This is a genomic window from Stutzerimonas stutzeri KOS6, from assembly GCF_000307775.2.
GTDB classification, from domain to species: Bacteria; Pseudomonadota; Gammaproteobacteria; order Pseudomonadales; family Pseudomonadaceae; genus Stutzerimonas; species Stutzerimonas stutzeri_B.
The window spans coordinates 1,989,768-2,011,766 of the sequence record NZ_KK020676.1; the positions used below are offsets into that span (position 1 = coordinate 1,989,768).

Annotated in this window: 16 protein-coding genes; 11 read left to right on the top strand and 5 right to left on the bottom strand. The window is 64.2% G+C overall.

The window, feature by feature from the left end; genetic code table 11:
- Positions 1 to 344: 344 nt before the first annotated feature.
- A complete protein-coding gene (locus B597_RS37300; RefSeq protein ID WP_003297572.1) occupies positions 345 to 623 on the bottom strand; it encodes a peptidylprolyl isomerase in 279 nt (92 codons plus the stop codon).
- 226 nt (positions 624 to 849) lie between these two features.
- Between B597_RS37300 and B597_RS37305 the strand changes: the two genes are divergently transcribed.
- The 4 genes from B597_RS37305 to B597_RS37320 are packed head-to-tail and all read left to right on the top strand — an operon-like array spanning position 850 to position 5,395.
- Positions 850 to 1,929 (top strand): gluconokinase, GntK/IdnK-type, encoded by a 1,080-nt coding sequence (locus B597_RS37305; protein ID WP_082321552.1) that lies wholly within the window; start codon positions 850 to 852, stop codon positions 1,927 to 1,929.
- 48 nt (positions 1,930 to 1,977) lie between these two features.
- Positions 1,978 to 3,255 carry a TRAP transporter large permease gene (locus tag B597_RS37310; RefSeq protein ID WP_003297575.1) on the top strand — a complete coding sequence of 426 codons (1,278 nt, stop codon included), beginning with the start codon at positions 1,978 to 1,980 and terminating at the stop codon, positions 3,253 to 3,255.
- A gap of 46 nt (positions 3,256 to 3,301) precedes the next feature.
- Positions 3,302 to 4,318 carry a TRAP transporter substrate-binding protein gene (locus B597_RS37315; RefSeq protein WP_003297576.1) on the top strand — a complete coding sequence of 339 codons (1,017 nt, stop codon included), beginning with the start codon at positions 3,302 to 3,304 and terminating at the stop codon, positions 4,316 to 4,318.
- A gap of 57 nt (positions 4,319 to 4,375) precedes the next feature.
- Positions 4,376 to 5,395: an HTH-type transcriptional regulator GntR gene (locus B597_RS37320; RefSeq protein WP_003297577.1), complete on the top strand. Its 1,020-nt coding sequence runs from the start codon at positions 4,376 to 4,378 to the stop codon at positions 5,393 to 5,395.
- Between the two features lie 27 nt (positions 5,396 to 5,422).
- Here B597_RS37320 and B597_RS37325 read toward each other — a convergent pair whose 3' ends face one another.
- Positions 5,423 to 6,337 carry a LysR family transcriptional regulator gene (locus B597_RS37325; protein ID WP_003297578.1) on the bottom strand — a complete coding sequence of 305 codons (915 nt, stop codon included), beginning with the start codon at positions 6,335 to 6,337 and terminating at the stop codon, positions 5,423 to 5,425.
- A 142-nt stretch (positions 6,338 to 6,479) separates the two neighbouring features.
- Here B597_RS37325 and B597_RS37330 point away from each other — a divergent pair, with 142 nt between their 5' ends.
- The gene (locus B597_RS37330) at positions 6,480 to 7,706 is read left to right on the top strand and encodes an acyl-CoA dehydrogenase (RefSeq protein ID WP_003297579.1); all 1,227 of its coding nucleotides are present in this window, start codon (positions 6,480 to 6,482) and stop codon (positions 7,704 to 7,706) included.
- Positions 7,707 to 7,745: 39 nt separating this feature from the next.
- Here B597_RS37330 and B597_RS37335 read toward each other — a convergent pair whose 3' ends face one another.
- Together B597_RS37335 and xthA are read right to left on the bottom strand one after the other, a co-directional pair.
- Positions 7,746 to 9,116: a substrate-binding domain-containing protein gene (locus tag B597_RS37335; RefSeq protein ID WP_003297580.1), complete on the bottom strand. Its 1,371-nt coding sequence runs from the start codon at positions 9,114 to 9,116 to the stop codon at positions 7,746 to 7,748.
- Between the two features lie 98 nt (positions 9,117 to 9,214).
- Entirely contained in the window at positions 9,215 to 10,027 is an 813-nt protein-coding gene (gene xthA, locus B597_RS37340; protein ID WP_003297581.1) for an exodeoxyribonuclease III, read from the bottom strand.
- A gap of 222 nt (positions 10,028 to 10,249) precedes the next feature.
- Here xthA and B597_RS37345 point away from each other — a divergent pair, with 222 nt between their 5' ends.
- The 6 genes from B597_RS37345 (at position 10,250) to B597_RS37370 (ending at position 20,397) form a co-directional block, all read left to right on the top strand.
- Positions 10,250 to 10,885, top strand: a complete 636-nt coding sequence (locus B597_RS37345; RefSeq protein ID WP_003297582.1) for a GNAT family N-acetyltransferase — start codon at positions 10,250 to 10,252, stop codon at positions 10,883 to 10,885.
- Positions 10,886 to 11,035: 150 nt separating this feature from the next.
- Positions 11,036 to 12,763: an autotransporter assembly complex protein TamA gene (locus B597_RS37350; RefSeq protein WP_003297583.1), complete on the top strand. Its 1,728-nt coding sequence runs from the start codon at positions 11,036 to 11,038 to the stop codon at positions 12,761 to 12,763.
- Positions 12,760 to 16,440, top strand: a complete 3,681-nt coding sequence (locus B597_RS37355; RefSeq protein ID WP_003297584.1) for a translocation/assembly module TamB domain-containing protein — start codon at positions 12,760 to 12,762, stop codon at positions 16,438 to 16,440. Before B597_RS37350 ends, B597_RS37355 begins: the two co-directional genes overlap by 4 nt.
- A 483-nt stretch (positions 16,441 to 16,923) precedes the next feature.
- Complete coding sequence (locus B597_RS37360) at positions 16,924 to 18,267, top strand: alanine/glycine:cation symporter family protein (RefSeq protein WP_003297585.1); 1,344 nt, start codon at positions 16,924 to 16,926, stop codon at positions 18,265 to 18,267.
- Positions 18,268 to 18,399: 132 nt separating this feature from the next.
- Entirely contained in the window at positions 18,400 to 18,900 is a 501-nt protein-coding gene (tpx, locus tag B597_RS37365; protein WP_024162148.1) for a thiol peroxidase, read from the top strand.
- Positions 18,901 to 19,212: 312 nt separating this feature from the next.
- On the top strand, positions 19,213 to 20,397 hold the full coding sequence (locus B597_RS37370; RefSeq protein WP_024162149.1) for an NAD(P)-dependent oxidoreductase: 1,185 nt from the start codon (positions 19,213 to 19,215) through the stop codon (positions 20,395 to 20,397).
- Between the two features lie 81 nt (positions 20,398 to 20,478).
- Here B597_RS37370 and murJ read toward each other — a convergent pair whose 3' ends face one another.
- A complete protein-coding gene (gene murJ / locus B597_RS37375) occupies positions 20,479 to 21,945 on the bottom strand; it encodes a murein biosynthesis integral membrane protein MurJ (RefSeq protein ID WP_024162150.1) in 1,467 nt (488 codons plus the stop codon).
- Positions 21,946 to 21,999: the final 54 nt, after the last annotated feature.

Genomic DNA, 21,999 nt, shown 5'->3' on the forward strand with positions numbered 1-21,999 from the left:
GTTGGCGGTGGAGATCAAGGGCTTACCTATCAATGACATGTGGCTGCGTGAATCAGGCTGATACCGATCCGATACCAATACTCAGCGGTCCAGCTCGCTCCGACAGGAGCTGGTCGATCCAGCGATTCTTGAGGTGAATGACAACGGTGGGCGTTTGCGCCTGCTGCCGGATGAATGCGGGGTGGCTACCGAACTTCAGTCGCGCATTGTCGCATAGCTGCACCGGCCGGCGTAAGGACAGCCTGACAAGCTTATGCTGGGCGCTGGACGGGAGAGTACGACGAGGACCGGAAAGCCCATGCGTATGGCTTTCCCGGGAAGCGTCGAGAGCGCTTCGCCTGGCCTCAGTCGCGGTAGAACACCTGCACCAGGTGATAGCCGAACTGGCTCTTTACCGGGCCATGAACTTCGCGCAGTGGCTTCTTGAAGATCACCTGGTCGATGCTGCGTACCATCTGTCCTGGGCGCACCTCACCGAGGTCGCCGCCTTTCTTGCCGGATGGGCAGGTCGAGTACTTGCGCGCCAGCACATCGAAGGCCTCGCCGCTGGCCAGGCGTTTCTTCAATTGCGCGGCTTCGGCTTCTGTCTTGACCAGAATGTGGCGGGCCATGGCTTTGGGCATGCTCGGTGTCCTCGTTCGTGAAGGGCGCGATTGTAGTCCCGTTGCCGTGGAAGTCGACCGCGACGCCATGTCCAGCTGGCCGTTTCGTCTTTTGGGGTTCGACGAGTGGTAGTTCTAAGTTGAATTCTGATAGCGCTAACATCGAGTGAAACAAACACAACAACGGACTCATCGCATGCCATCAATGCAGCCCTCACGGGTACCCGCGCAGCCAGTCCTGGTCATCATGGGTGTCAGCGGTTCCGGCAAGACCGATACCAGCCACGCCGTAGCCGACGCGCTCGGCCTGCCGCACATCGAAGCGGACAACTTTCACCCGGCCGAGAACGTGGCGCGCATGCGCGCCGGCACGCCGCTGTCCGACGCCGACCGCGTGGAGTGGTTGCATGCCCTGATCGGTGAAATGCAGCGCACGCTGGAGGCCGGAAACGGTTTCGTGCTGGCCTGCTCGGCGCTCAAGCGCAGCTACCGGGAATTGCTGCGCAGTGCGGTCCCGGAGCTGCGTTTCGCCCATCTGGCCATCGATTACGAAACCGCGGTGCGGCGCGTTGGCGACCGGGCAGGGCATTTCATGCCGATCTCGCTGGTCGACAGCCAGTTCGCCACCCTCGAATCACCCGAGGGCGAACCCGGCGTATTGACGGTGGATGCCAGTCAACCGCGCGAAGTCGTCTTGCGCCAGATCGTCGAATGGATGCAGGGCGCCGATCTGGACGAGCTTATCGAGACCCGTGTCGATCTGTCTTCGCGTCCGTTTGACAGCGCTACCACTGCGCCGCCACTGACCAATGAGCCGATCTACAGCGGCGCCATGGCCCAGCGCCTCGACCGCCTGACCGACTGGCTGATGGCCGCACTGATGGCCTTCATGGTCATCGTGGTGTTCTCCAGCGTGGTGCTGCGCTATGCCTTCGGCACCGGCTGGACCGGCGCCGAGGAGTTGTCGCGGCTGGCATTCGTCTGGCTGGTCTTCGTCGGTGTTGCCTCCAGCATGCGCCGCGGCGAACTGATGAGTTTCGCCATGCTGCGTGACCGCTGCCCCCGGCTGTTGCGCCGTCTGGTCGATTCGCTCAGCTGGCTGCTGGTGGCGGTTGCAAGTTGCCTGGCGGCCTGGGGCGGCTGGAACCAGATGCAGTTCGGCTGGACCATCAACAGCCCTGTGGTCGGCTATCCGCTGGGCCTGGCGATGTTGCCGGTGGCGGCGAGCATGGTTGCCCTGGTCGCGCTGGCGCTGGTGCAACTGGTCAACGTCTGGCGGCGCGATCAGCCATCGGCCACTGCCGCTGCGAATGTCACCGCGGACTGAAGCGACGCCGCATTCAGAACAATACGGGCACTGCCCAGAGGACCTTGTATGACCGTCGTCGTCTTCCTTTCATCGCTGCTGGGCTTCATGACGCTCGGCATGCCCATCGCCTTCGCGCTGCTGCTGACCGGCTCGGTGCTGATGTGGTACCTGGATTTCTGGGACGTACAGCTCTTGGCGCAGAACCTCCAGGCCGGGGCCGACAGCTTCCCGCTGCTGGCGGTGCCGTTCTTCATCCTGGCCGGCGAACTGATGAATGCCGGCGGCATCTCGCGGCGGATCATCGCCATGGCGCAGGCCTACTTCGGTCACAAGCGTGGCGGCCTGGGCTACGTGGCGATCGCCGCTTCGGTGCTGCTGGCGAGCATGTCCGGCTCGGCCCTGGCCGATACCGCTGCGCTGGCGACACTGCTGCTGCCGATGATGCGCGAGCGCGGTTATCCGCTGAACTCGTCGTCGGGCCTTGTGGCGGCGGGCGGGATCATCGCACCGATCATTCCGCCCTCCATGCCGTTCGTGATCTACGGCGTGGTGACCGGCACGTCGATCAGCCAGCTGTTTCTCGCCGGCATGGTGCCGGGGCTGATCATGGGCATGGGCCTGATCGTCGCCTGGACGCTGATCGCCCGGCGGATCGACGAACCGAAACAGGAAAAGGCCAGCGCCGCCGAGCGCCGTCGTGTGCTGGTCGACGGCGCCGCCGCGCTGATGCTGCCGGTGATCATCGTTGGCGGGCTGCGTGGCGGCCTGTTCACCCCGACCGAAGCGGCGGTGGTCGCCGCCGTCTATGCCCTGGCCGTTTCGACCCTGCTGTATCGCGAGCTGAACTGGGCCGGGCTGGTCGAGGTGCTGACCCGTGCCAGCCGCACCACGGCTTCGGTGATGTTCCTCTGCGCCGCCGCAACCGTGTCGGCGTACATGATCACCCTGGCACAACTGCCCGACGAGATCGCGGCGATGCTCGGGCCGCTGGCGCAGGATCCGAAACTGCTGATGATCGCCATCATGCTGCTGATGATCGCCGTCGGCATGGTGCTGGACCTGACGCCGACCATCCTGATCCTCGGCCCGGTGCTGGCGCCGATCGCGATCAAGGCCGGCATCGACCCGGTGTACTTCGGCGTGATGTTCGTGCTGATCGGTTCCATCGGGCTGATCACGCCACCGGTGGGCACGGTGCTCAACGTGGTCGGCGGCATCGGCCGGCTGCGCATGGAAACCCTGGTGCGTGGCGTCATCCCGTTTTTCCTTATCTATCTGCTGATCGTCGGGCTGCTCATTGCCGTGCCCTCGATCATCACCGTGCCCCTGGCCTGGCTGCGGTAACGCCGGCTTGCAACCCCAACGTCCAACAACAAGAAGGTACCGCATCATGAAACGACTCTTCATCGGCACCCTGGCTGCCGCCTTGCTCGGCAGCACACTCAGCGTCGGCCAGGTTCAGGCGGCGGACGACATCCGCCCACGCATGATCCGCTTCGGCTACGGGCTCAACGAAGACAGCAACCAGGGCAGGGCGGCCAGGCTGCTGGCCGAGCAAGTCGCCAAGGCCTCGGACGGCAAGCTCAAGGTGCGCACCTTCGCCTCTGCCAGCCTCGGTTCCGACGACCAGATGCAGAACGCGCTGATCGGTGGCGCGCAGGAAATGATGGTCGGCTCGACCGCGACGCTGGTCGGCATCAGCAAGGAGATGGCGGTGTGGGATACGCCGTTCCTGTTCAGCGATCCGCGCCAGGCCGATCAGGTACTGGACGGCCCGGTAGGTCGGCAGGTCATGGACAAGCTCGAGGAAAAGGGTCTGGTCGGCCTGGTCTACTGGGAGAACGGCTTTCGCAACGTGACCAACAGCGCGCGGCCGATCGACAGGCTCGAGGACTTCGACGGCGTCAAGCTGCGCGTGATGCCCAACCCGGTGTTCATCGACACCTTCAAGCGCATGGGCGCCAACGCAGTGCCGCTGCCGTTCTCCGAGCTGTTCACCGCGCTGGAAACCAAGGCGGTCGACGGCCAGGAAAACCCCTACAACACCATCCTGTCCTCCAAGTTCTATGAAGTGCAGAAGTACCTGAGCGTGACCAATCACGTCTACAGCCCCTGGATCGTCACGGTGTCCAAGCGCTGGTGGGACGGCCTTTCGCAAACCGAGCAGGGCATCATCATGGACGCCGCGGAGAAGGCCCGCGATGCCGAGCGCGAGGACACCCGTCGCGAGGCCAGCCAGGCGCTGGCAGCACTGAAGGAGCGTGGCATGCAGATCAACGAGGTCAGCCCTGAGGAAATCCAGCGCATGCGCGAACAGGCGAAGCCGGCGATCCAGACGGTGATCGATACCGTCGGCCAGGATCTGTTCGACCAGGTGCAGGCCGAAGTCGAAAAGGCCGCGCGCTAGGAGCCGAGCGGCACCTGCCCGCTGCTAGAATCCGCCGCTTTTGACAATGGAACGCGCATGACCACACGCCGCCGCCGCTCTGCCGAGCGGGTAACCCTCTCGGATGTCGCACGTAGCGCCGGCTGCTCACTGATGTCGGCGTCCCGTGCGCTGTCGCAGCCGGAGCTGGTTTCGGATGCGTTGCGTGAGCGCGTCGAGCTGGCGGTCAAGGCGCTGGGCTACGTACCGCACCCGGCGGCGCGCAGCCTGGCCAGCTCGCGTTCCAATCTGGTGGCGGTGATCATCCCTTCGCTGTCCAACGCGGTGTTCGTCGACACCGTCGAGGCCATCCAGCGCGTCCTGATGCCGGCCGGCTACGAAATGATGATCGGCGTCAGCCACTATCGTCCCGAGGAAGACGAGCGGCTGCTACGCGCCTATCTGGCCCATCAGCCGGCGGGCCTGCTGATCACGGGTTTCGAGCGCAGCGACGCCGCGCGTGCGGTGCTGGCCAACTACAGCGCACCGTTGGTGACGCTGATGGAGCTGAGCGAGCGGCCGGACGACTATTGCGTGGGTTTCTCGCAACTGGAAGCCGGCGTGGCCATGACCCGCACCTTGCTCGAGCGCGGCTACCGTCACGTCGCCTTCGCCGCGGCGCAGCTCGACCCTCGGACCCTGCAGCGCGCCGAAGGCTTCCGCCAGGCGATGCGCCAGGCCGGCCGCTACGAACCGACGCTGGAACTGCTGACGCCGCAACTGTCTTCCATCGGGCTGGGCGCGGAGCTGCTCGATCGGCTGCTGGCGCAGCATCCAGAGATCGACGCTGTGTTCTTCAACAACGACGATCTGGCCCTCGGCGCGCTGTTTCGTGCCCGTCAGCTGGGGCTGGACGTGCCGGGACGGCTGGCGATCGCCGGTTTCAACGATCTGCCGGCGGCGGCCTGGATGCACCCGGCGCTGAGCACCGTACGCACCCGTCGCGGCGAAATCGGCGAACTGGCCGCGCAGATGCTGCTGAGCCTGATGCGTGGCCAGCAGCCGCCCGAGCGGCGTATCGACGTGGGCTTCGAAGTGGTCATGCGCGACAGCGCCTGAGGCGGGCGTCCGGTACCCGCCAGCGAGTCAGACCTGGCTTTGCTGCGCAGTGACTTGTTGTGCGATCTCGATCATCTGCTCGCGCATCCAGCGGTTGGCCGGGTCCTGGTCGGTGCTTTCATGCCAGTAAATGTGGGTTTCCAGCGGCGTGATATCCACCGGAAGGTCGACCTGGTGCAGGTTGTGGCGGCGTGCGAAGCGCTCGGGAACGGTCACCGCCATGTCGGTCTGGTCGATTACCTGGGTCGCCATCAGATAGTGCTGTGAGCGCAGGGCGATCTTGCGCTGCAGGCCCATCTTGCCCAACGCCAGGTCCACCAGGCCCAGGCCGCTGCGGCGGCTGGAAATGTGGATGTGCGACAGCGACAGGTACTGCTCCAGGGTCAGCTTGTCCTTGGCCAGCGGGTGGCCACGGCGCATGGCGCAGATGTAGCGATCTTCCAGCAGCTTGACGTGACGTACCTGCGGGTCGGTGTTGAGCGGTGCGTCCATGGCGAAATCCAGGCGACCGGCAGCCAGTTCCTTGGTAGTTTCGCGGCGCTTGGCCAGCATGCTCTCGATCTTCACGTTTGGCGCCAGACGGCGCAGGCGCTGGAACAGCGGCGGCAGCATCACCGCCTCGGTGAGGTCGGTCATGCTGATGCGGAAGGTCTTGTTCGCCTGCGCCGGGCTGAAGGTGCGGCTTTCCTGCACCGACACCCGCAACAGCTGCAGTGCATTGCGCACCGGACCGATGATGTTCTGCGCCATTGGGGTCGGCACCATGCCCTGCGCGGTGCGCACGAACAGTGGATCGTTGAAGGTTTCGCGCAGGCGGGCGAGGGCGTTGGAAACGGCGGGTTGGGTAATACCGACGATCTGCCCGGCACGCGTAAGGTTCGCTTCGGTGTAGATGGCGTCGAAAACGATGAAAAGATTCAGGTCGACCTTGTTCAGGTTCATTGTTGTGCTCTCCGGCATATAACGGATGCGCCGATCATATATCGGTTATGAATGTTTATACACGGGGAAAATAGCTTCGATAGATCAATGAGCGTCCACTAGCATCCTGGCTACAAAACATTACCTGCAGAAGGTCGTCGCCATGGATTTCGCCTACTCCCCGAAGGTTCAAGAGCTCAGAGAGCGTGTGCAAGCGTTCATGGACGCTCACGTCTATCCCGCCGAAAAGGTCTTCTATCAGCAGGTCGCCGAAGGGGATCGCTGGCAGCCGACCGCCATCGTCGAGGAACTCAAGGCCAAGGCCAGGGCAGAGGGATTGTGGAACCTGTTCCTCCCGGAGTCGGAACTGGGCGCCGGCCTGACCAATACCGAATACGCACCGCTGGCCGAAATCATGGGCAGCTCGGGCCTCGGACCGGAGGCTTTCAACTGCTCGGCGCCGGATACCGGAAACATGGAGGTACTGGTGCGCTATGGCAGTGAGGCGCAGAAGAACGAGTGGCTGGAACCGCTGCTGCGCGGCGAGATCCGTTCCGCCTTCGGCATGACCGAGCCCGCGGTGGCCTCCTCGGACGCGACGAACATGCAGGCTCGCGCCGTGCGTGAGGGCGACGAGTGGGTGATCAATGGTCGTAAATGGTGGACCTCAGGTGCCTGCGATCCGCGCTGCAAGGTGATGATCTTCATGGGCCTGACCAATCCCGATGCACCGCGCCACGCGCAGCATTCGATGATCCTGGTGCCGATGGATGCACCGGGCGTGAAGGTGTTGCGCGCGCTGCCGGTGTTTGGCTACGACGATGCCCCGCATGGGCATGCCGAGGTGCTGCTGGAAAACGTTCGCGTGCCGTACGACAACGTCATCCTTGGCGAAGGCCGCGGCTTCGAGATTGCCCAGGGTCGCCTCGGCCCAGGCCGCATTCACCACTGCATGCGCTCGATCGGCGTCGCCGAACGCGCCCTCAAGCTGATGTGCGAGCGCTCGGTCAGCCGCACCGCCTTCGGCAAGCCGCTGGCGCGCCTGGGTGCCAACTTCGACCACATCGCCGAGTGCCGCATCGAGATCAACATGGCGCGTCTGCTGACCCTGAACGCGGCCTACATGATGGATACGGTGGGCAACAAGATCGCCGCCAGCGAGATCGCGCAGATCAAGGTGGTCGCGCCTAACGTGGCGCTGAAGGTTATCGACCGGGCCATCCAGATCCACGGCGGCGCAGGCGTTTCCGAGGACTTCCCGCTGGCCCACTGGTACGCGATGCAGCGTACGTTGCGGCTGGCCGATGGCCCGGATGAGGTGCATCGCGTGGCTATCGCCCGCCACGAACTGGGCAAGTACGTGCCGCGGGACATGCTGCGCAGCCGCTGATCGGGCCGGGTCCAGGGCTGCCCGGCCGGTAGCCCTGGATCAGTAGAGCCAGATTTCCACGCGGCGATTTTTCACCCGGCCGCGGTCCGCTTCGTTAGAAGCGACTGGAAGTTCTGCTCCCATTCCCTTGATTTCCTTCAGATAGACACCGCGTCTGTTCAATTCGCGACGGACTGCCATCGCGCGCAGCTTGGACAGCAGCGCGGTGCGCGAGGGATCGCTTTTCGCATCGCCGAAGCCGACCAGTACCGCGCTGCCGGTGAGTTTGTCGCGACTGCGCAGGTAAGCGGCGACCCGTTCCAGATCGCGCTGGGCCTTGTTGTCCAGCTGGGCGCTGCCTTCCTCGAAGCGGAAATTCACCGTCAGTCGTTCGGCCTCGTTCGCCAGCTGCTGGTAGAAGGCAGGCATGTCGGCCTGCGCCGTCTGGCGAATCGCCTCGATGTGCTGGGCCACATAACCGGATTGCTCGACGATGCGCTGTCCGGCGTCACTGTGAGTGAAGTCGATGAGGGCCCGCGTCCAGTCGGACTGTGTGGTCGGATTTGCATAGAGGAACAGCCGGCGCGACAGCGGGTAGTCTTCGGTCGCAATCAGCGCGCGGTGGGGCAGCATGGGCTGGGATTCGCCGTCGGCTATGGCCAGGGCCTTGGCCTTGCCCAGCGAAGCAAGGCCGGTGAAGCCGATGGCACCGGCGTCCAGGGTGACCGCGCGGGACAATTCGTCGTTCGATTCGTAGCGTCTCGCCCCAGTCCAGAGCGTCTTGCCCTGGCGCGCCAGCACCAGTTCGTTGAAGGTGTCGTAGGTGCCGGAGCGATCATCGCGTGCGTGCAGCCGGACGGGCAGGTCTGGCCCGCCCAGTTCACGCCAGTTGCGAATTTCGCCTGCGAACAGTGCAGCCAGCTGGGCGGTGCTCAGGGAGGTCAGCGGATTGCCCGGATGCACCACGATGGCAAGGCCGTCGATGGCCACGACCTGCTCTGCGCCGGCGCTGCGCATGTCGCCCAGTTCGCTCAGCTCGGCGCGCTCGCTGGCCTTGATCGGCCGGGAGGCAGCGGCAAGATCGCCCTGGCCGTTCTTCAGGCCGGCGAAACCGGTTCCGGTACCATGCGCGGCGACTGTCGCATGCACCGGCCTGCCATCCGCCGTGCGCGCGCTGATGCGCTGCTCATTCTCCACATTGGTCGGGTGGATGCCGACCTCTCGAAGGCCCTCGGCTTCGAACAGGCCGGCGATGAGCATCGGCGCCAGCTTGGCGCCCACGGTATTGGAACCGTTGATGCTCAGCGCCGCCGACCCGTCAGTGGGGATCGGCAAGGCAGCGATGCTGGTCTCCGAGAGTCCACCACCGAGCATGATCAATAGCAGGGGCAACAGCCGGGTCCGGAACCGTCCAGCGATACGTGGCGTCATCTTGCGACCTCCTTGTAGAAGGTCGCGAGATTAAGACGATTCGGTTACTGACAAATGACAGCGGGCCGGGCGTTGCCGGAACTGTGCCAGAGTCGCGGTCAGCGCACTTCGATCCATACCGGACAGTGATCCGAGGGCTTGTCCATCGCACGGATGTCGTAATCGATGCCACAGCCGGTGACCCGCTCGTGCAGCGCTGCCGTGGTCAGGATGTAATCGATGCGCAGGCCGCGGCGTGGCTCGTCCTCGAAGCCGCGGCTGCGATAGTCGAACCAGCTGAAACGGTCCGCGACCTCAGGGTTGAGGGTGCGGAAGCTGTCCTGCAGCCCCCAGTTCTTGAGTCGCTCAAGCCACTCGCGCTCTTCCGGCAGGAAGCTGCACTTGCCGGTGCGCAGCCAGCGCTTGGCATTGACTTCACCGATACCGATGTCGCAATCCTGTGGCGAAATGTTGAAATCGCCCATCAGCGCCAATGCTTCGTCCGGCTTGAATCGCTGTTCGAGCAATGCCAGCAGGTCGGCATAGAACTTGGTCTTGGCGGGAAATTTCAGCGGATGCGCCCGGCTTTCGCCCTGCGGGAAGTAGCCGTTCATGACGGTTACCGATTGGCCATCGGCATCGGCAAAGCGGCCCCAGATGAAGCGTTTCTGTGACTCCTCGCCATCATTGGGAAAGCCCTTGTGTATCTCGAGCGGGGCCTGGCGCGAGAGCAGGGCGACGCCATAGTGGCCTTTCTGCCCGTGGTAATGCACGTGATAGCCGAGCGCCTCGATTTCTGCCTGCGGGAACTGCTCGTCGGCGACCTTGGTTTCCTGCAGGCCGATGACATCGGGCTGGTACTTGTCGATGATCGTGGAAAGTTGATGAGGTCGGGCGCGTAACCCATTGATATTGAATGAAACGATCTTCATAAGTAGTCCGTAAGTTGCCTGCTGGATGCTTGAGCTGCGCAGCGAGTGGGCGCTTTGCTCAGGGCGGGCGAAAGGCCGTGATTCTAGTGATACCAGCTCGCTCGTGCCAGGTGGGAACGGCTTCCGGTCGCAGTTGCCGTGCGCGTCCCTGGTCCGCTGGCGTGGCAGGGCGTAGCAAGCGCTGCTAAGTTGCAATCATCCTTCAGAACAACCGGAGTCGCCATGCCGATGTCTGCCGAGGTTCGCATGCTCGATAGCGGTTACGACCGCGAAGCCCGCTCGCTGCTGTATCACGCCTACCGTCACGAGCCCACCTTCGCCTATCTGTTCGAGGCCGACCGTCCGGGCTACCAGCGGCGCGTACGGGCCACGGTGCGCGAGTTGGTGAACCAGCATTTCCTCCAGCAGCAGCCGGCGCTGGGTCTGCTGCTGGATGACCGGCTGATTGCCGTCGCGCTGATTGCACCGCCACAACGCCGCCTGGATATCACCGAAAGCTGGGCCTGGCGGGCGCGGATGCTGCTGACGGCCGGGTTTCGCTGCACGCGGCGCTATCTGGATTATCACGTTGCGGTGCTTGCCTGCGTGCCCACCGGTGCGGTGCATCTGCTGCCCTTGATGGGCGTGCATCCGCGTTTTCAAGGGCAGCATTATGGCGAGCAGCTGCTGGAGGCCGTACACCAATGGTGCGCCGAGGACGAAACGTCCCAGGGGCTGGTGGTCGATACCGGTAACCCGCGTTACCTGAATTTCTATCAGCGTCAGGGCTATGAGGAGATCGGCCAGATTGCGGTCGGGCCGGTGGTGGAACACATCTTTTTCCACCCGGCGCCACGGCGCCTGGAAGCGGTGCGTTAGGCCGGAGCGAATTTTTTGCCGGGCGAGCCGGTCTGACGGGTCTGAAGCTATGCGATGTCAGCCGATGCCCATCTTCCGCAAAATTGCCTCACACACCGTCTCGCCCGGGGCCTCGGGCATGCCAGGCAGCTCGTGCTAGCATTGCGCGCCATGAGCAGAACGAACCGAATCGGCCCGCTGGCAGCCGCGTTCCTGATGTTGTGCGGTATCCCGGCCAGCGCCGCTGAGCTCGACGTTCGTATCGAGCCGGAGAACCGCGCACTCCGGGAAAACATCGAAAACTATATAGGCGACCTCGGTGATCGCGATGCGCGCGAGCTGCTGCGCTACGGCAGGGTAGCCCAGCGCCAGGCGGAGAAGGCGCTGCAAGCGCTGGGTTACTACCGCAGCCGCATTCGAAGCGACGTACGTGAAGGTGACGAGCCGACTCTGGTGCTGCGCGTGCAGGCCGGCGAGCCGGTGCGCCTGCGTAGCATCAGCGTCCGTCTGGAAGGGCCGGCCGCCGAGTTTCCCGGTTTCAGCGTCGACCAGCGCAGCTTGCGCCAGGGTGACGTACTCCATCACGGGCGCTACGAGGACGTGAAGCAGCAGTTCCTCAACCAGGCTTCGCGCTTCGGCTATTTCGATGGGCGTTTCACCCGCCAGCGGCTGGCGGTCGATCCGCGGGATAATGCCGCCGATATCGAGTTGCTGTTCGACAGCGGGCCACGTTACCGCCTGGGCGATGTGCGCTTCGAAGGCGATGCGCCGTTCGATGACGAGCTGCTTGCCCGCATGGTGCCGTTCGACGCCAATACGCCGTACGACTCCGAATTGATTGCGGAACTGACTCAGGCGCTGCAATCGAGCGGCTACTTCGAGGGCGTGCGGGTCGACGCCAACCCCGGCAGTGCCAACCAGCAGCGCATCCCGGTGGCGGTCAGCCTGGTGACGCGAAAGCCGCGCACCTTTGGCCTGGGACTGGGTTACTCCACCGATGTCGGCCCGCGCGTACGGCTGGACTGGACGCGCCACTGGGTCAACCCGCAGGGGCACAGCTATGGCGCCGAGACGGAGCTCTCGGCGCCGCGGCAGAATGTCGGACTCTGGTACGACATCCCGCTCGACCCGCCATTGACCGACAAGCTGCGCTTCGTTGGCGGCTACCAGTACGAAGAGATCGCCGGCACCGACAGCCTGAGCCGCCTGCTCAGGCTTGGCCCGGAATGGCACAGCCAGCTGTCCAGTGGCTGGCTGCGAGTGGTTTCCCTGAAATGGCAGCATGAGGAGTATCGCCTCGGCGACGATTCCGGGATCAGTACGCTGCTGATGCCTGGCGTGGCCTACAGCTATCTTCGCAGCGACAACCGGATCGATCCGAGTCATGGCTACCGCCTGCAGTTCGAGGTGGCCGCGGCCAAGGCCGGCGTGCTGTCGGACGCGGACCTGGTGCATGCCAACATGCTGGTGCGCGGGCTGACCACAGTGGGGCGGCGGCATCGCTTTCTCGGGCGGGTACAGCTCGGTGGCAACTGGACCGACGAATACGTCAACGTGCCGCCTTCGCTACGCTATTTCGCCGGTGGCGACCAGAGCGTGCGTGGCTACGACTACCAGAGTCTGTCGCCGAGCAACTCCGATGGCGACAAGATCGGTGGCCGTTACCAGTTCGCCGTCAGTGCCGAGTATCAGTATTCGATCGCCGAGAAATGGCGTATCGCGACCTTCGTCGATCAGGGCAACGCATTCAACTCGCTGGAAATCCCCACCCTCAAGAGCAGTGTCGGGGTCGGTGTGCGCTGGGTTTCGCCAGTCGGCCCGATCCGCGTCGACGTGGCCCATCCGCTGGATAGCGAAGGCGGCGTGCGGCTGCACTTTTCCATGGGGCCTGAGCTGTGAGGCGCGTCGGCCGGGGGATCGCCCTGACGCTGCTAGGCCTGGTTCTGCTGCTGGTGCTGACGCTTGGCTTGCTGCTCGGCACCACCAGCGGCAGTCGCTGGCTGCTGACCCTGGTGCCGGGGCTGACGGTCGAAGCGTTCGATGGCCGACTCGGGCAGCGCTGGCAGGCCGAGCGGCTGATCTGGGAGCAGGGCGGCAGCCGCGTCGAGGTCAGCCAGCCTGGTCTTGCCTGGTCGCCGTCTTGCCTGCTCAAGCGCACGCTGTGCATCGACGAGCTGGTCAGTGGTGACATCGACCTGCGTTTCCCGCCCAGCGAGCCGGAGCCCGACGCGGAGCCTTTCAGCCTGCCGGAAATCCATCTGCCGTTGGCGCTGCAGGTCGAGCGGGTCGACATCGGCCGGCTACGCCTGAACGACACCGAGCAGCTGCGGCGCCTGCAACTGCGCGCGAACTGGCACGCCGAGGGGTTGGATATCCAGCGGCTCGACGTGCTCAGGAGTGACATTGACCTGTCGCTGAGCGGCCGGCTGCAGCCCAGCGGTGATTGGCCGTTGACGCTGGGCGGACAGGCAGCGTTGCAGTCGCCGGACGAGCAGCCCTGGGCGCTGATGATCGCCGTCGAGGGTGAGCTACGCGAGCAACTGCACGTGCAGATGCAGAGCCAGGGTTATCTCGATGGCACGCTCAGCGGCCAGTTGCGACCGCTCGACGAGCAACTTCCGGCAACCATCAGGCTGCATGCCGATGCCTTCAAGGCCTTGCCCGACCTGCCGGACACCTTGCGCCTGCACGACCTCGAGCTGACTGCGAGCGGCAATATGGCGGAGGGCTACCGTGTGCTGGGCACCACCCACCTGCCCGCTGACGCTGGCGCCGTGGGCGTGGCGCTCGAAGGTGTGGTCAGCCCGAGTGGCGCGCAGCTCGACGTGCTGGAACTGGACGCCGGCGAGCAGCGTGCCATCCGGCTGAGCGGCGATGTGGACTGGCAGGACGGCCTCGCCGCGAATGCCGAGCTGTCGTGGCGCGACTTCCCCTGGCAGCGGCTCTATCCGCAGATCGAAGAGCCGCCAGTGACGCTGCGCCAGCTCAAGGCCCAGATCCAGTACGTCGATGGCAACTACCTGGGCAATTTCGAATCTGCCATGAGCGGTCCGGCAGGCGACTTCACGCTGAACAGCCCGGTTAGCGGCAACCTTGAAACCGTGCATCTGCCGCAGCTGCAATTGCGAGCCGGGCAGGGTAGTGCAAGCGGTTCGCTCAGTATCGGTTTTGCCCAGGGCATCGACTGGAAGGCGGACCTGGCCCTCAGCGATCTCGATCCGGCCTACTGGCTGGCCGAACTGCCGGGCAGGCTCGGCGGTTCGCTGCGCAGCCAGGGTGCGCTGCGTGATGAGCGCCTGCAGGCCGAAGCGAGCCTCGACATTGCTGGCCGCCTGCGCGGGCAGCGCGCCCAGTTGCAACTGCAGGTCAGCGGCGAGGACGATCGCTGGGACGTGCCCGGCATCAATGTGCGCATGGGTGACAACCGTATCCACGGACGTGGCCGCTGGGGGCCGACACTGGATGGTCGGGTGCAACTGGAACTGGTCCGTCTGGCCCAGCTCTGGCCAGACCTGAGTGGGCAGCTCAGCGGGCAGGTCCTGCTGAGCGGCACGGCCGCTGCGCCGAGCGGGCGCGCCGAGCTGAACGGGCGCCGGCTCGGCTATCAGGACCACCGGCTGCGTCGCCTCGGTCTTCAGGGCGAGCTGTCCGCTGGCGAGCGTGGCCGTCTGACGCTGAACGCCCAGCGCATTCGTGCAGGCGAAACCGAACTCGGAACCTTGCAGGTCGATGCCGCCGGAACGGCCGAGAAGCACCAGGCTGAGGTGACTCTGCAGGGGCCGTTGCTGGATCTGGTGCTGGGCTTCGACGGCGGGTTGCGTGGCGCCGACTGGATAGGTCGGCTGTCGCGCGGCGAGCTCAGGGCAAAGCAGCAGGACTGGGCATTGCAGCGTCCCGCTGCGCTGCAACGGCTTGCCGACGGCAGGCTCGAGCTCGGTGCGCACTGCTGGCAGTCCGGGCCGGCGAGCCTTTGTGCCGAGGACCAGCGGCTGCTGCCCGATCCACGCATCCGCTATCGTCTGCGCGACTTTGGCTTGCAATCGCTGGCCGAATACCTGCCCGAGGATTTCCGCTGGCAGGGCGAGTTGAACGCCGATGTCGAACTGGATCTGCCCGCCAGCGGACCGACGGGGCGTGTGCTATTGACTGCCGGGCCTGGTGTCCTGCGCATTCGGGAAGCCGAGGTCTGGCACGACTTCCCTTACCAGACGTTGTCGCTCAACAGCCGTCTGTTACCGGAGCGGATCGACAGTGAACTGCGTTTCCGCGGCGATGAGCTGGGCGAGCTCGACCTGCAGCTGCATATCGACCCGCGCCCGGAAACCATGCCGATCGATGGTGAGTTTCGCCTGGGCGGGCTCGATCTGGCCATCGCCCGGCCCTTCATGCCCATGGTCGAGCGGCTCAACGGAGAACTGAACGGCAGCGGCCAACTGGCCGGCAGCCTGCAGCAGCCCAGGCTGAACGGTCAGCTGCTGTTGACGGGAGGCGAAATAGCCGGCAGCGAACTGCCCACCACCTTCGAACAGTTGCGGATGCGCATGCTGATCGAGGGTGAACGCCTTGCCGTCGATGGCGACTGGCATGCCGGAGAAGAGGGGCGTGGCACCCTGAGCGGCGTGGTGGACTGGGCCGACGAGCTGGATCTGGACCTGGCCATCAGGGGCAGTCGCCTGCCGGTGGTGGTCGAGCCCTATGCAGAACTCGAAGTGGAGCCCGACCTGCGCGTCGAGCTGAGTGGTCGGGAGCTGCTGCTGAGCGGGCGCGTGCAAGTGCCGCGCGGCGCCATCACGGTGCGCGAGCTGCCGCCGACGACGGTAAAGGTTTCCGAGGACACGGTGATCGTCGGTCGTGAAGCCGAGGAACCGGCAACGCCGCTGGCCATGAGGATGGATGTCGATGTCGAGGTGGGCCAGGATCGCCTGCGCTTCTCCGGCTTCGGTCTCACCGCCGACCTCGCGGGTTACCTGCATATTGGCGATAACCTCGATGCGCGCGGTGAGCTGCAACTGAACAATGGCCGTTATCGCGCTTATGGCCAGCGTCTCACCATTCGCCGTGCGGAACTGCTGTTTACCGGTGTGCTCAGTCAGCCATTCCTCAATATCGAAGCGATTCGCCGAATCGATGCCGAGAACGTGGTCGCCGGGTTGCGCATCACCGGCAGCGCGGAGCAGCCACGGATCGATGTCTTCTCCGAGCCGGCCATGAGCCAGGAACAGGCGCTGGCCTATCTGGTGCTCGGCCGGCCGCTGGGCGGCGATACGGGGGACAGCAACCTGCTGGCACAGGCGGCTCTGGGACTTGGCCTGGCGGGCAGTTCGTCGATCACCGGCAGCCTGGCGCAGCGACTGGGCATCCAGGACTTCCAGCTCGATACCGAGGGCACGGGTGCCGCCACCAGCCTGGTTGCCACCGGGCGGCTGACCGATCGCCTGGCGCTGCGTTACGGCGTCGGTGTATTCGAGCCCTCCAATACCATCGCCCTGCGTTACCAATTGACCCGCCGGCTGTTTCTCGAGGCTGCCAGCGGACTGGCCAGCTCCCTCGATCTGTTCTACCGGCGCAACTTCTAGCCATTGCGCCGCCACGGCTGTCCTGGTGCACCGAGACGAGTCCCGGGCGCTTGACCGGGCGGGGCGGGACGGCGCACCAGGGCGCAGCGTTCGCCACTGGCGTACGCACCAGACTGGGCTACGCTGAGGCCACTTTGCCCGCGTTTACGATTGGCGCGGGTATGGGCTATCGGGATCTGACCGCTCGGTCTGGTCTACGCGTCGATTCGACCATCGAATCTGGCGTGATTGTCACAGTTCCAATCGGTATATCCAGTGGTAGCATCGGTTCTTCCGACTGTCGCGGTCGCGACGCTACAGCGCTCTAGCACGAGTCTTGCAGCGCTGGCGTACCTCGGGTCCTACAGGACCGGGAGGACTGATCGGAATCGTCGTTACCTGGTCGCTGAAAAACCACCGCCACAAGCGTCATGTTTTTCAACGGCTCCATGGTGACGCGGCCCAAACGCGAGGGAACTCGCCGATAAGAAATAAGGTGAACGAATGGAATTTCTGAACAATCTCGTCAATGGCGTCAACGGGCTCGTCTGGGGCCCGCCCATGCTGGTGCTGATCCTTGGAACCGGCCTGTTCTTGATGGTCATGCTCAAGTTCATGCCGCTGACCCGTATCGGCACGGGCTTCGCTCTGATGTGGCGCGGTCGCGCCAAGGGTGACGATTCGACCGGAGAAATCAGCCCGTTCCAGGCGCTGATGACGTCCCTGGCTGCTACGGTGGGAACAGGGAACATCGCGGGTGTGGCTACCGCGATCTTCCTGGGCGGCCCCGGCGCGCTGTTCTGGATGTGGTGTACGGCGCTGGTCGGCATGGCCACCAAGTACTGCGAGGTCGTGCTGGCGGTTCATTACCGTGAAAAGGATGATCGTGGCGAGCATGTCGGCGGCCCGATGTATGCCATCAAGAACGGTCTCGGCAAGAAGTGGGTCTGGCTCGGTACCGCCTTCGCCATCTTCGGTGGCCTGGCGGGCTTCGGCATCGGCAACATGGTGCAGGTCAACAGCATGGCCCACGCGCTGGAAACCACCTTCTCGGTGCCGCTGTGGGCGACCGGTCTGATTACCATGGTGATCGTCGGCCTGGTGATCCTCGGCGGTATTCGCCGCATCGGTGTGGTCGCCGCGTCGCTGGTACCGTTCATGTGCCTGGCGTACCTGATCGCCGCTGCCGTGGTGCTGGTAGTCAATGCCTCGGCGATTCCCGCAGCGTTCGACCTGATCTTCACCCATGCCTTCACGCCGATCGCCGCGACCGGTGGCTTCGCCGGCGCTGCGGTCATGGCCGCGATTCGCTTCGGTGTTGCCCGCGGCATCTTCTCCAACGAGGCGGGCCTCGGTACCGCCGGTATCGCCCAGGCCGCCGGCACCACCACCAGTTCGGTGCGCTCGGGCATGATCGGCATGCTGGGGACGTTCATCGACACCATCATCGTCTGCTCGATGACCGGTCTGGCGATCATCTGCACGGGCGTCTGGACCAGCGGCGAAAGCGGCTCAGCGCTCTCCGCAGCGGCCTTCGAGTCGGCCATGCCGGGTGTCGGTGGCATCATCCTGACCATTGCGCTGGTAGTCTTCGCCTTCACCACCATCCTTGGCTGGAGCTATTTCGGCGAGAAGTGCTGGGAGTTCCTGGTCGGCACCCGGGCCATCTGGCCCTTCCGCGTGATCTGGGTTCTGGCGGTGCCGTTCGGTGCCATCGCCCAGCTCGACTTCGCCTGGCTGTTGGCCGACACCCTCAACGGCCTGATGGCGATCCCCAACCTGATCTCGCTGCTGCTGTTGAGTCCGGTAGTGGTGAAGCTGACCAAGGAGTATTTCGCACGTAGCTGATGTTACCCGGCGCGGGCGCTGTTCAATAAGTCCTGCGCCGGCTCCGGCGCTATGGCAAGCTTCCAAGGCCGTGCAGATCGTCGATCTTCACGGCCTTCCTTTTTCTGACCAACCCTGTCGAGGGATACAACAATGACCGAAGTTACGCTGCGTGGCACACCCATCTTGGTGGCCGGCGACTTCCCGCAAACCGGCCAGCAGGCCAAGCCCTTCCGTCTGGTCGGTGGCGATCTCGCCGATGTCGAGCTGGCGGCGTTCGCCGGCAAGCGCAAGGTGCTGAACATATTCCCCAGCATCGACACGCCGACCTGTGCCACGTCGGTGCGCAAGTTCAACGCGCAGGCCAACGCGCTGCAGAACACGGTGGTGCTGTGCATCTCCGCCGACCTGCCATTCGCGCAGAAACGCTTCTGCGGCGCCGAGGGGCTGGAGAACGTGATCAACCTGTCCACCATGCGTGGCAGCGAGTTCCTCGAGGACTACGGCGTCGCCATCGCAAGCGGCCCGCTGGCCGGCGTTGCCGCTCGCGCGGTAATCGTGCTGGACGAGCAGGATCGCGTGCTGCATAGCGAACTGGTCAGCGAGATCGGTAGCGAGCCGGACTATGAGGCGGCTATCGCGTCCCTTGCCTGATCGGCTGCGCTGACAAAGACGGCGAGCTGCCTTACCGGCGCTCGCCGTTTCGTTTTTCTGGCGACAGAAATCCATCGAAAAGGGCAAAACCGCCTGTCGAGGTCAATTAGCGGATTGCCTTCACGGCAACTAGCTTCTGCATGCCGCCCGGATTCAGGACTACAGGGGTGAGCAGGAGCCTGCAAACGTCGCAAATCGACTTTTTTGTAAAAATCTTTTTGCACGGTTGCTGTCATAGAGCTGATGCCCATTTGAATGGATTCAGTTATGCCTAACTCAGATATCAAAAGAATCGGTATATCCGGAACCGGAATGATCGCTTACGGCATCGTTCGGTTGATCAAGCAACATTATCAGGACATGGAGATTTCTCGCGTCCTGACTCGCCGCCCGCTTTTTTCCCTGACCGACTTCCCGCTGACAGACGTACTGACCAACTCGCTGGACGAGCTGATCGATCATTCGGACCTGATCATCGAATGCAGCGGCGATGTATTCCATGGGACATCCGTGATCGAGCGCGCCTTCGAGGCCGGATTGCAGGTCGTGACCGTGAATGCCGAATTGCAGGTGACCACGGGGTCCTATCTGGCAGGCAAGGGCTTCATCACCGAAGCGGAGGGTGACCAGCCGGGCTCGCTTGCCGCCTTGCGCGAGGACGCCCTGCAAATGGGTTTCCAGCCGCTGGTCTACGGCAACATGAAGGGCTACCTGAATCATGATCCTTCGCCGGAGGACATGGTCTACTGGGCCAACCGACAAGGGATCAGCGTCGACCAGACGACCTCGTTCACCGATGGCACCAAGGTGCAGATCGAGCAGGTGATCATCGGCAACGGGCTCGGTGCGACGATTACCCGGCAAGGCATGGAGGGCCTGGCTTCCACCAACCTGGACGACAGCGCCAGCCTGCTCGGAATGATGGCCGAACGGGCGGGACAGCCTATCGTGGATTACGTGATTCCCTCCGGTTATCCGGCCGGTGGCGTATTCCTGGTCGGCAGGCATGATCAAGACCAGGCGCGTGCCATCGAGTACTTCAAGCTCGGGCGCGGCCCCTTCTATACGCTGGTGCGCCCGTTCCACCTCTGCTCGCTGGAAGTGGGCAAGACTGTGCGCCGGGTCCTCGGCGGGGGCGGCGTGCTGCTCAACAACTCCACCCAGCCGACCCTGGGGGTCGCCGCCATTGCCAAGCGCACCATGAAAGCGGGTGAACTGATCGAGCGGGGAATAGGTGGCTTCCAGTTCCGCGGCGAAGCGATCAGGCTTGCCGAACACCCGGATCATGTTCCCATCGGCTTGCTACGCAAGACCGCGCTCAAGCGAGCCGTCGAGCCGGGCCAGATCATTACCTTCGACGATATCGATATCCTGCCGAGCCGTGCCCTGGACATCGTGATGGAGCAGCGCCGGCCACATGCGGCCGCAGCCGAGATCAAGGCCGACGCTTGGACACCCTGTATCAACACCATGGGAATGCTCGCCCTGGGCGGCTGAACAGGAGCGTTGCAATACGAAGGCCGCTGCATCGTGCAGCGGCCTTCGTGTTTGCGCGGCTGGGACCCTGCGGGAACGGCTTCAGGCCTTGCGCATGGACCAGTAGCGCGGCCGGAACAGGTCGCGCTCCCCGAGCAGGGTTACCCCGGCGGCAAACCCGACCAGTACCAGGCCGATGTACAGGCACAGCTCGACGAACCCCCGGGGTGAGGGCAGGAAGTGCACCGCCCCGGCGAGGATCAGCGCGGTCGCCAGCCAGCGCGCCAGCACGGCTACTCCGGCGCCCATGGGCGATACCCGATAGACGAACAGGCCCATGAACAGCGCCTGCAGCATGGCGCCGCCGGAGAAGGCCAGCGCCAGGCCGGCGGCACCATAATGCCGGTAAAGCGCAGCATCCAGCGCTATGGTCATGGCCGAACTGATCAGCGTGATGAGCAGGAATACACGAGCCTGGTGCTGCGCCAGCAGGGCGCGACCCCACAGCAGGGCAAGCCCCATGGCCGGCAGGCCGAGCGCATAGATCACCATCAGTGAAGCCGTGGCCTCGGTTTGCGCCGCGCCGAATTGCCCACGCTCCAGCAGAACCGAGACAACTGCCTCCGGGAAGGAACAGAGCACAACCGTGGCGGGTACCAGAAACAACAGCGTTGCCAGCAGGCCCTTGCGAATGACGGCCGCATGAGCGGCATGGTCCTTGTCGTTCCAGCTGGAGGAAAACTGCGGGAACAGCACCGATAGCACCGACATCGCATACAGGGTCAGCGGAATGGTGACGATGCGGAACGCGAACGACAGCATGGTGATGCTGCCTTCCTCGAGGAAGGAGGCGAACATCCGCTCGGCGAGTATGCAGGCCTGCTGGGCACCGGCCGCCAACAGCACCGGAGCGAAGGCCAGCCCGAACCGGCTGCCGTGTCCTTTCTCCAGAGGCAACGCCTCGCCGCGCAGGTAGCGGATATGCCGGTGCTGCACGATGATCAGCGCCACTTGCGGCAGCAGCATGCCGAGGAATATCGACATGCCGCTGGGGTCGAACAGCAGGATGCCGACGATCGCCCCCGCGTTGAGCAGCAGGGTGCGCGTCATCGGCAGGATGAACACCTTGTCCATGTTCAGCAGCGCGCCCTGGCAATAAAGCGCCGCCTGCACGGCGATGAGCAAGGCCCCGACGCAGAACACCAACTGACCGCTGGCTACCTGTTCGGCACTCCAGCCGGGCGCCAGTGCGTTGAGCACCCAGTAGCTGGTGAGCACAATCAGTGCACAGGCGGCAGCACCGAGCAGCATGACGCGCCAGTAGAGCCAGCGTGCGACCGCCTCGAACAGGGGCTCCGACTGGCTGCGCAGCTTCTGCAGGTAGGGAATCATGGCGTCGCGCAGCGCCAGTCCGAGGAAGTTCTCGAAGAACAACGGCAAAATCAGGGCGACGAAGATCAGATCCGCTTCCCAGCTGAGGCCGAAGGAGCGGGCGATGAACAGATCGCGTAGAAACCCGAGAAGAAAACTGGCGACGGTCAGCGCCAGAATGACCAGCGATGCATTCATTCCTTGATCCTATCCGGCCACCGATGCAGTGGCCTGTTAACGACACGGCAATGT

Coding starts and splice junctions, on each gene's coding strand:
- B597_RS37300 (WP_003297572.1), bottom strand. CDS start 623: ATGCCCAAAGCCATGGCCCGCCACATTCTGGTCAAGACAGAAGCCGAA.
- B597_RS37305 (WP_082321552.1), top strand. CDS start 850: ATGGGTGTCAGCGGTTCCGGCAAGACCGATACCAGCCACGCCGTAGCC.
- B597_RS37310 (WP_003297575.1), top strand. CDS start 1,978: ATGACCGTCGTCGTCTTCCTTTCATCGCTGCTGGGCTTCATGACGCTC.
- B597_RS37315 (WP_003297576.1), top strand. CDS start 3,302: ATGAAACGACTCTTCATCGGCACCCTGGCTGCCGCCTTGCTCGGCAGC.
- B597_RS37320 (WP_003297577.1), top strand. CDS start 4,376: ATGACCACACGCCGCCGCCGCTCTGCCGAGCGGGTAACCCTCTCGGAT.
- B597_RS37325 (WP_003297578.1), bottom strand. CDS start 6,337: ATGAACCTGAACAAGGTCGACCTGAATCTTTTCATCGTTTTCGACGCC.
- B597_RS37330 (WP_003297579.1), top strand. CDS start 6,480: ATGGATTTCGCCTACTCCCCGAAGGTTCAAGAGCTCAGAGAGCGTGTG.
- B597_RS37335 (WP_003297580.1), bottom strand. CDS start 9,116: ATGACGCCACGTATCGCTGGACGGTTCCGGACCCGGCTGTTGCCCCTG.
- xthA (WP_003297581.1), bottom strand. CDS start 10,027: ATGAAGATCGTTTCATTCAATATCAATGGGTTACGCGCCCGACCTCAT.
- B597_RS37345 (WP_003297582.1), top strand. CDS start 10,250: ATGCCGATGTCTGCCGAGGTTCGCATGCTCGATAGCGGTTACGACCGC.
- B597_RS37350 (WP_003297583.1), top strand. CDS start 11,036: ATGAGCAGAACGAACCGAATCGGCCCGCTGGCAGCCGCGTTCCTGATG.
- B597_RS37360 (WP_003297585.1), top strand. CDS start 16,924: ATGGAATTTCTGAACAATCTCGTCAATGGCGTCAACGGGCTCGTCTGG.
- tpx (WP_024162148.1), top strand. CDS start 18,400: ATGACCGAAGTTACGCTGCGTGGCACACCCATCTTGGTGGCCGGCGAC.
- B597_RS37370 (WP_024162149.1), top strand. CDS start 19,213: ATGATCGCTTACGGCATCGTTCGGTTGATCAAGCAACATTATCAGGAC.
- murJ (WP_024162150.1), bottom strand. CDS start 21,945: ATGAATGCATCGCTGGTCATTCTGGCGCTGACCGTCGCCAGTTTTCTT.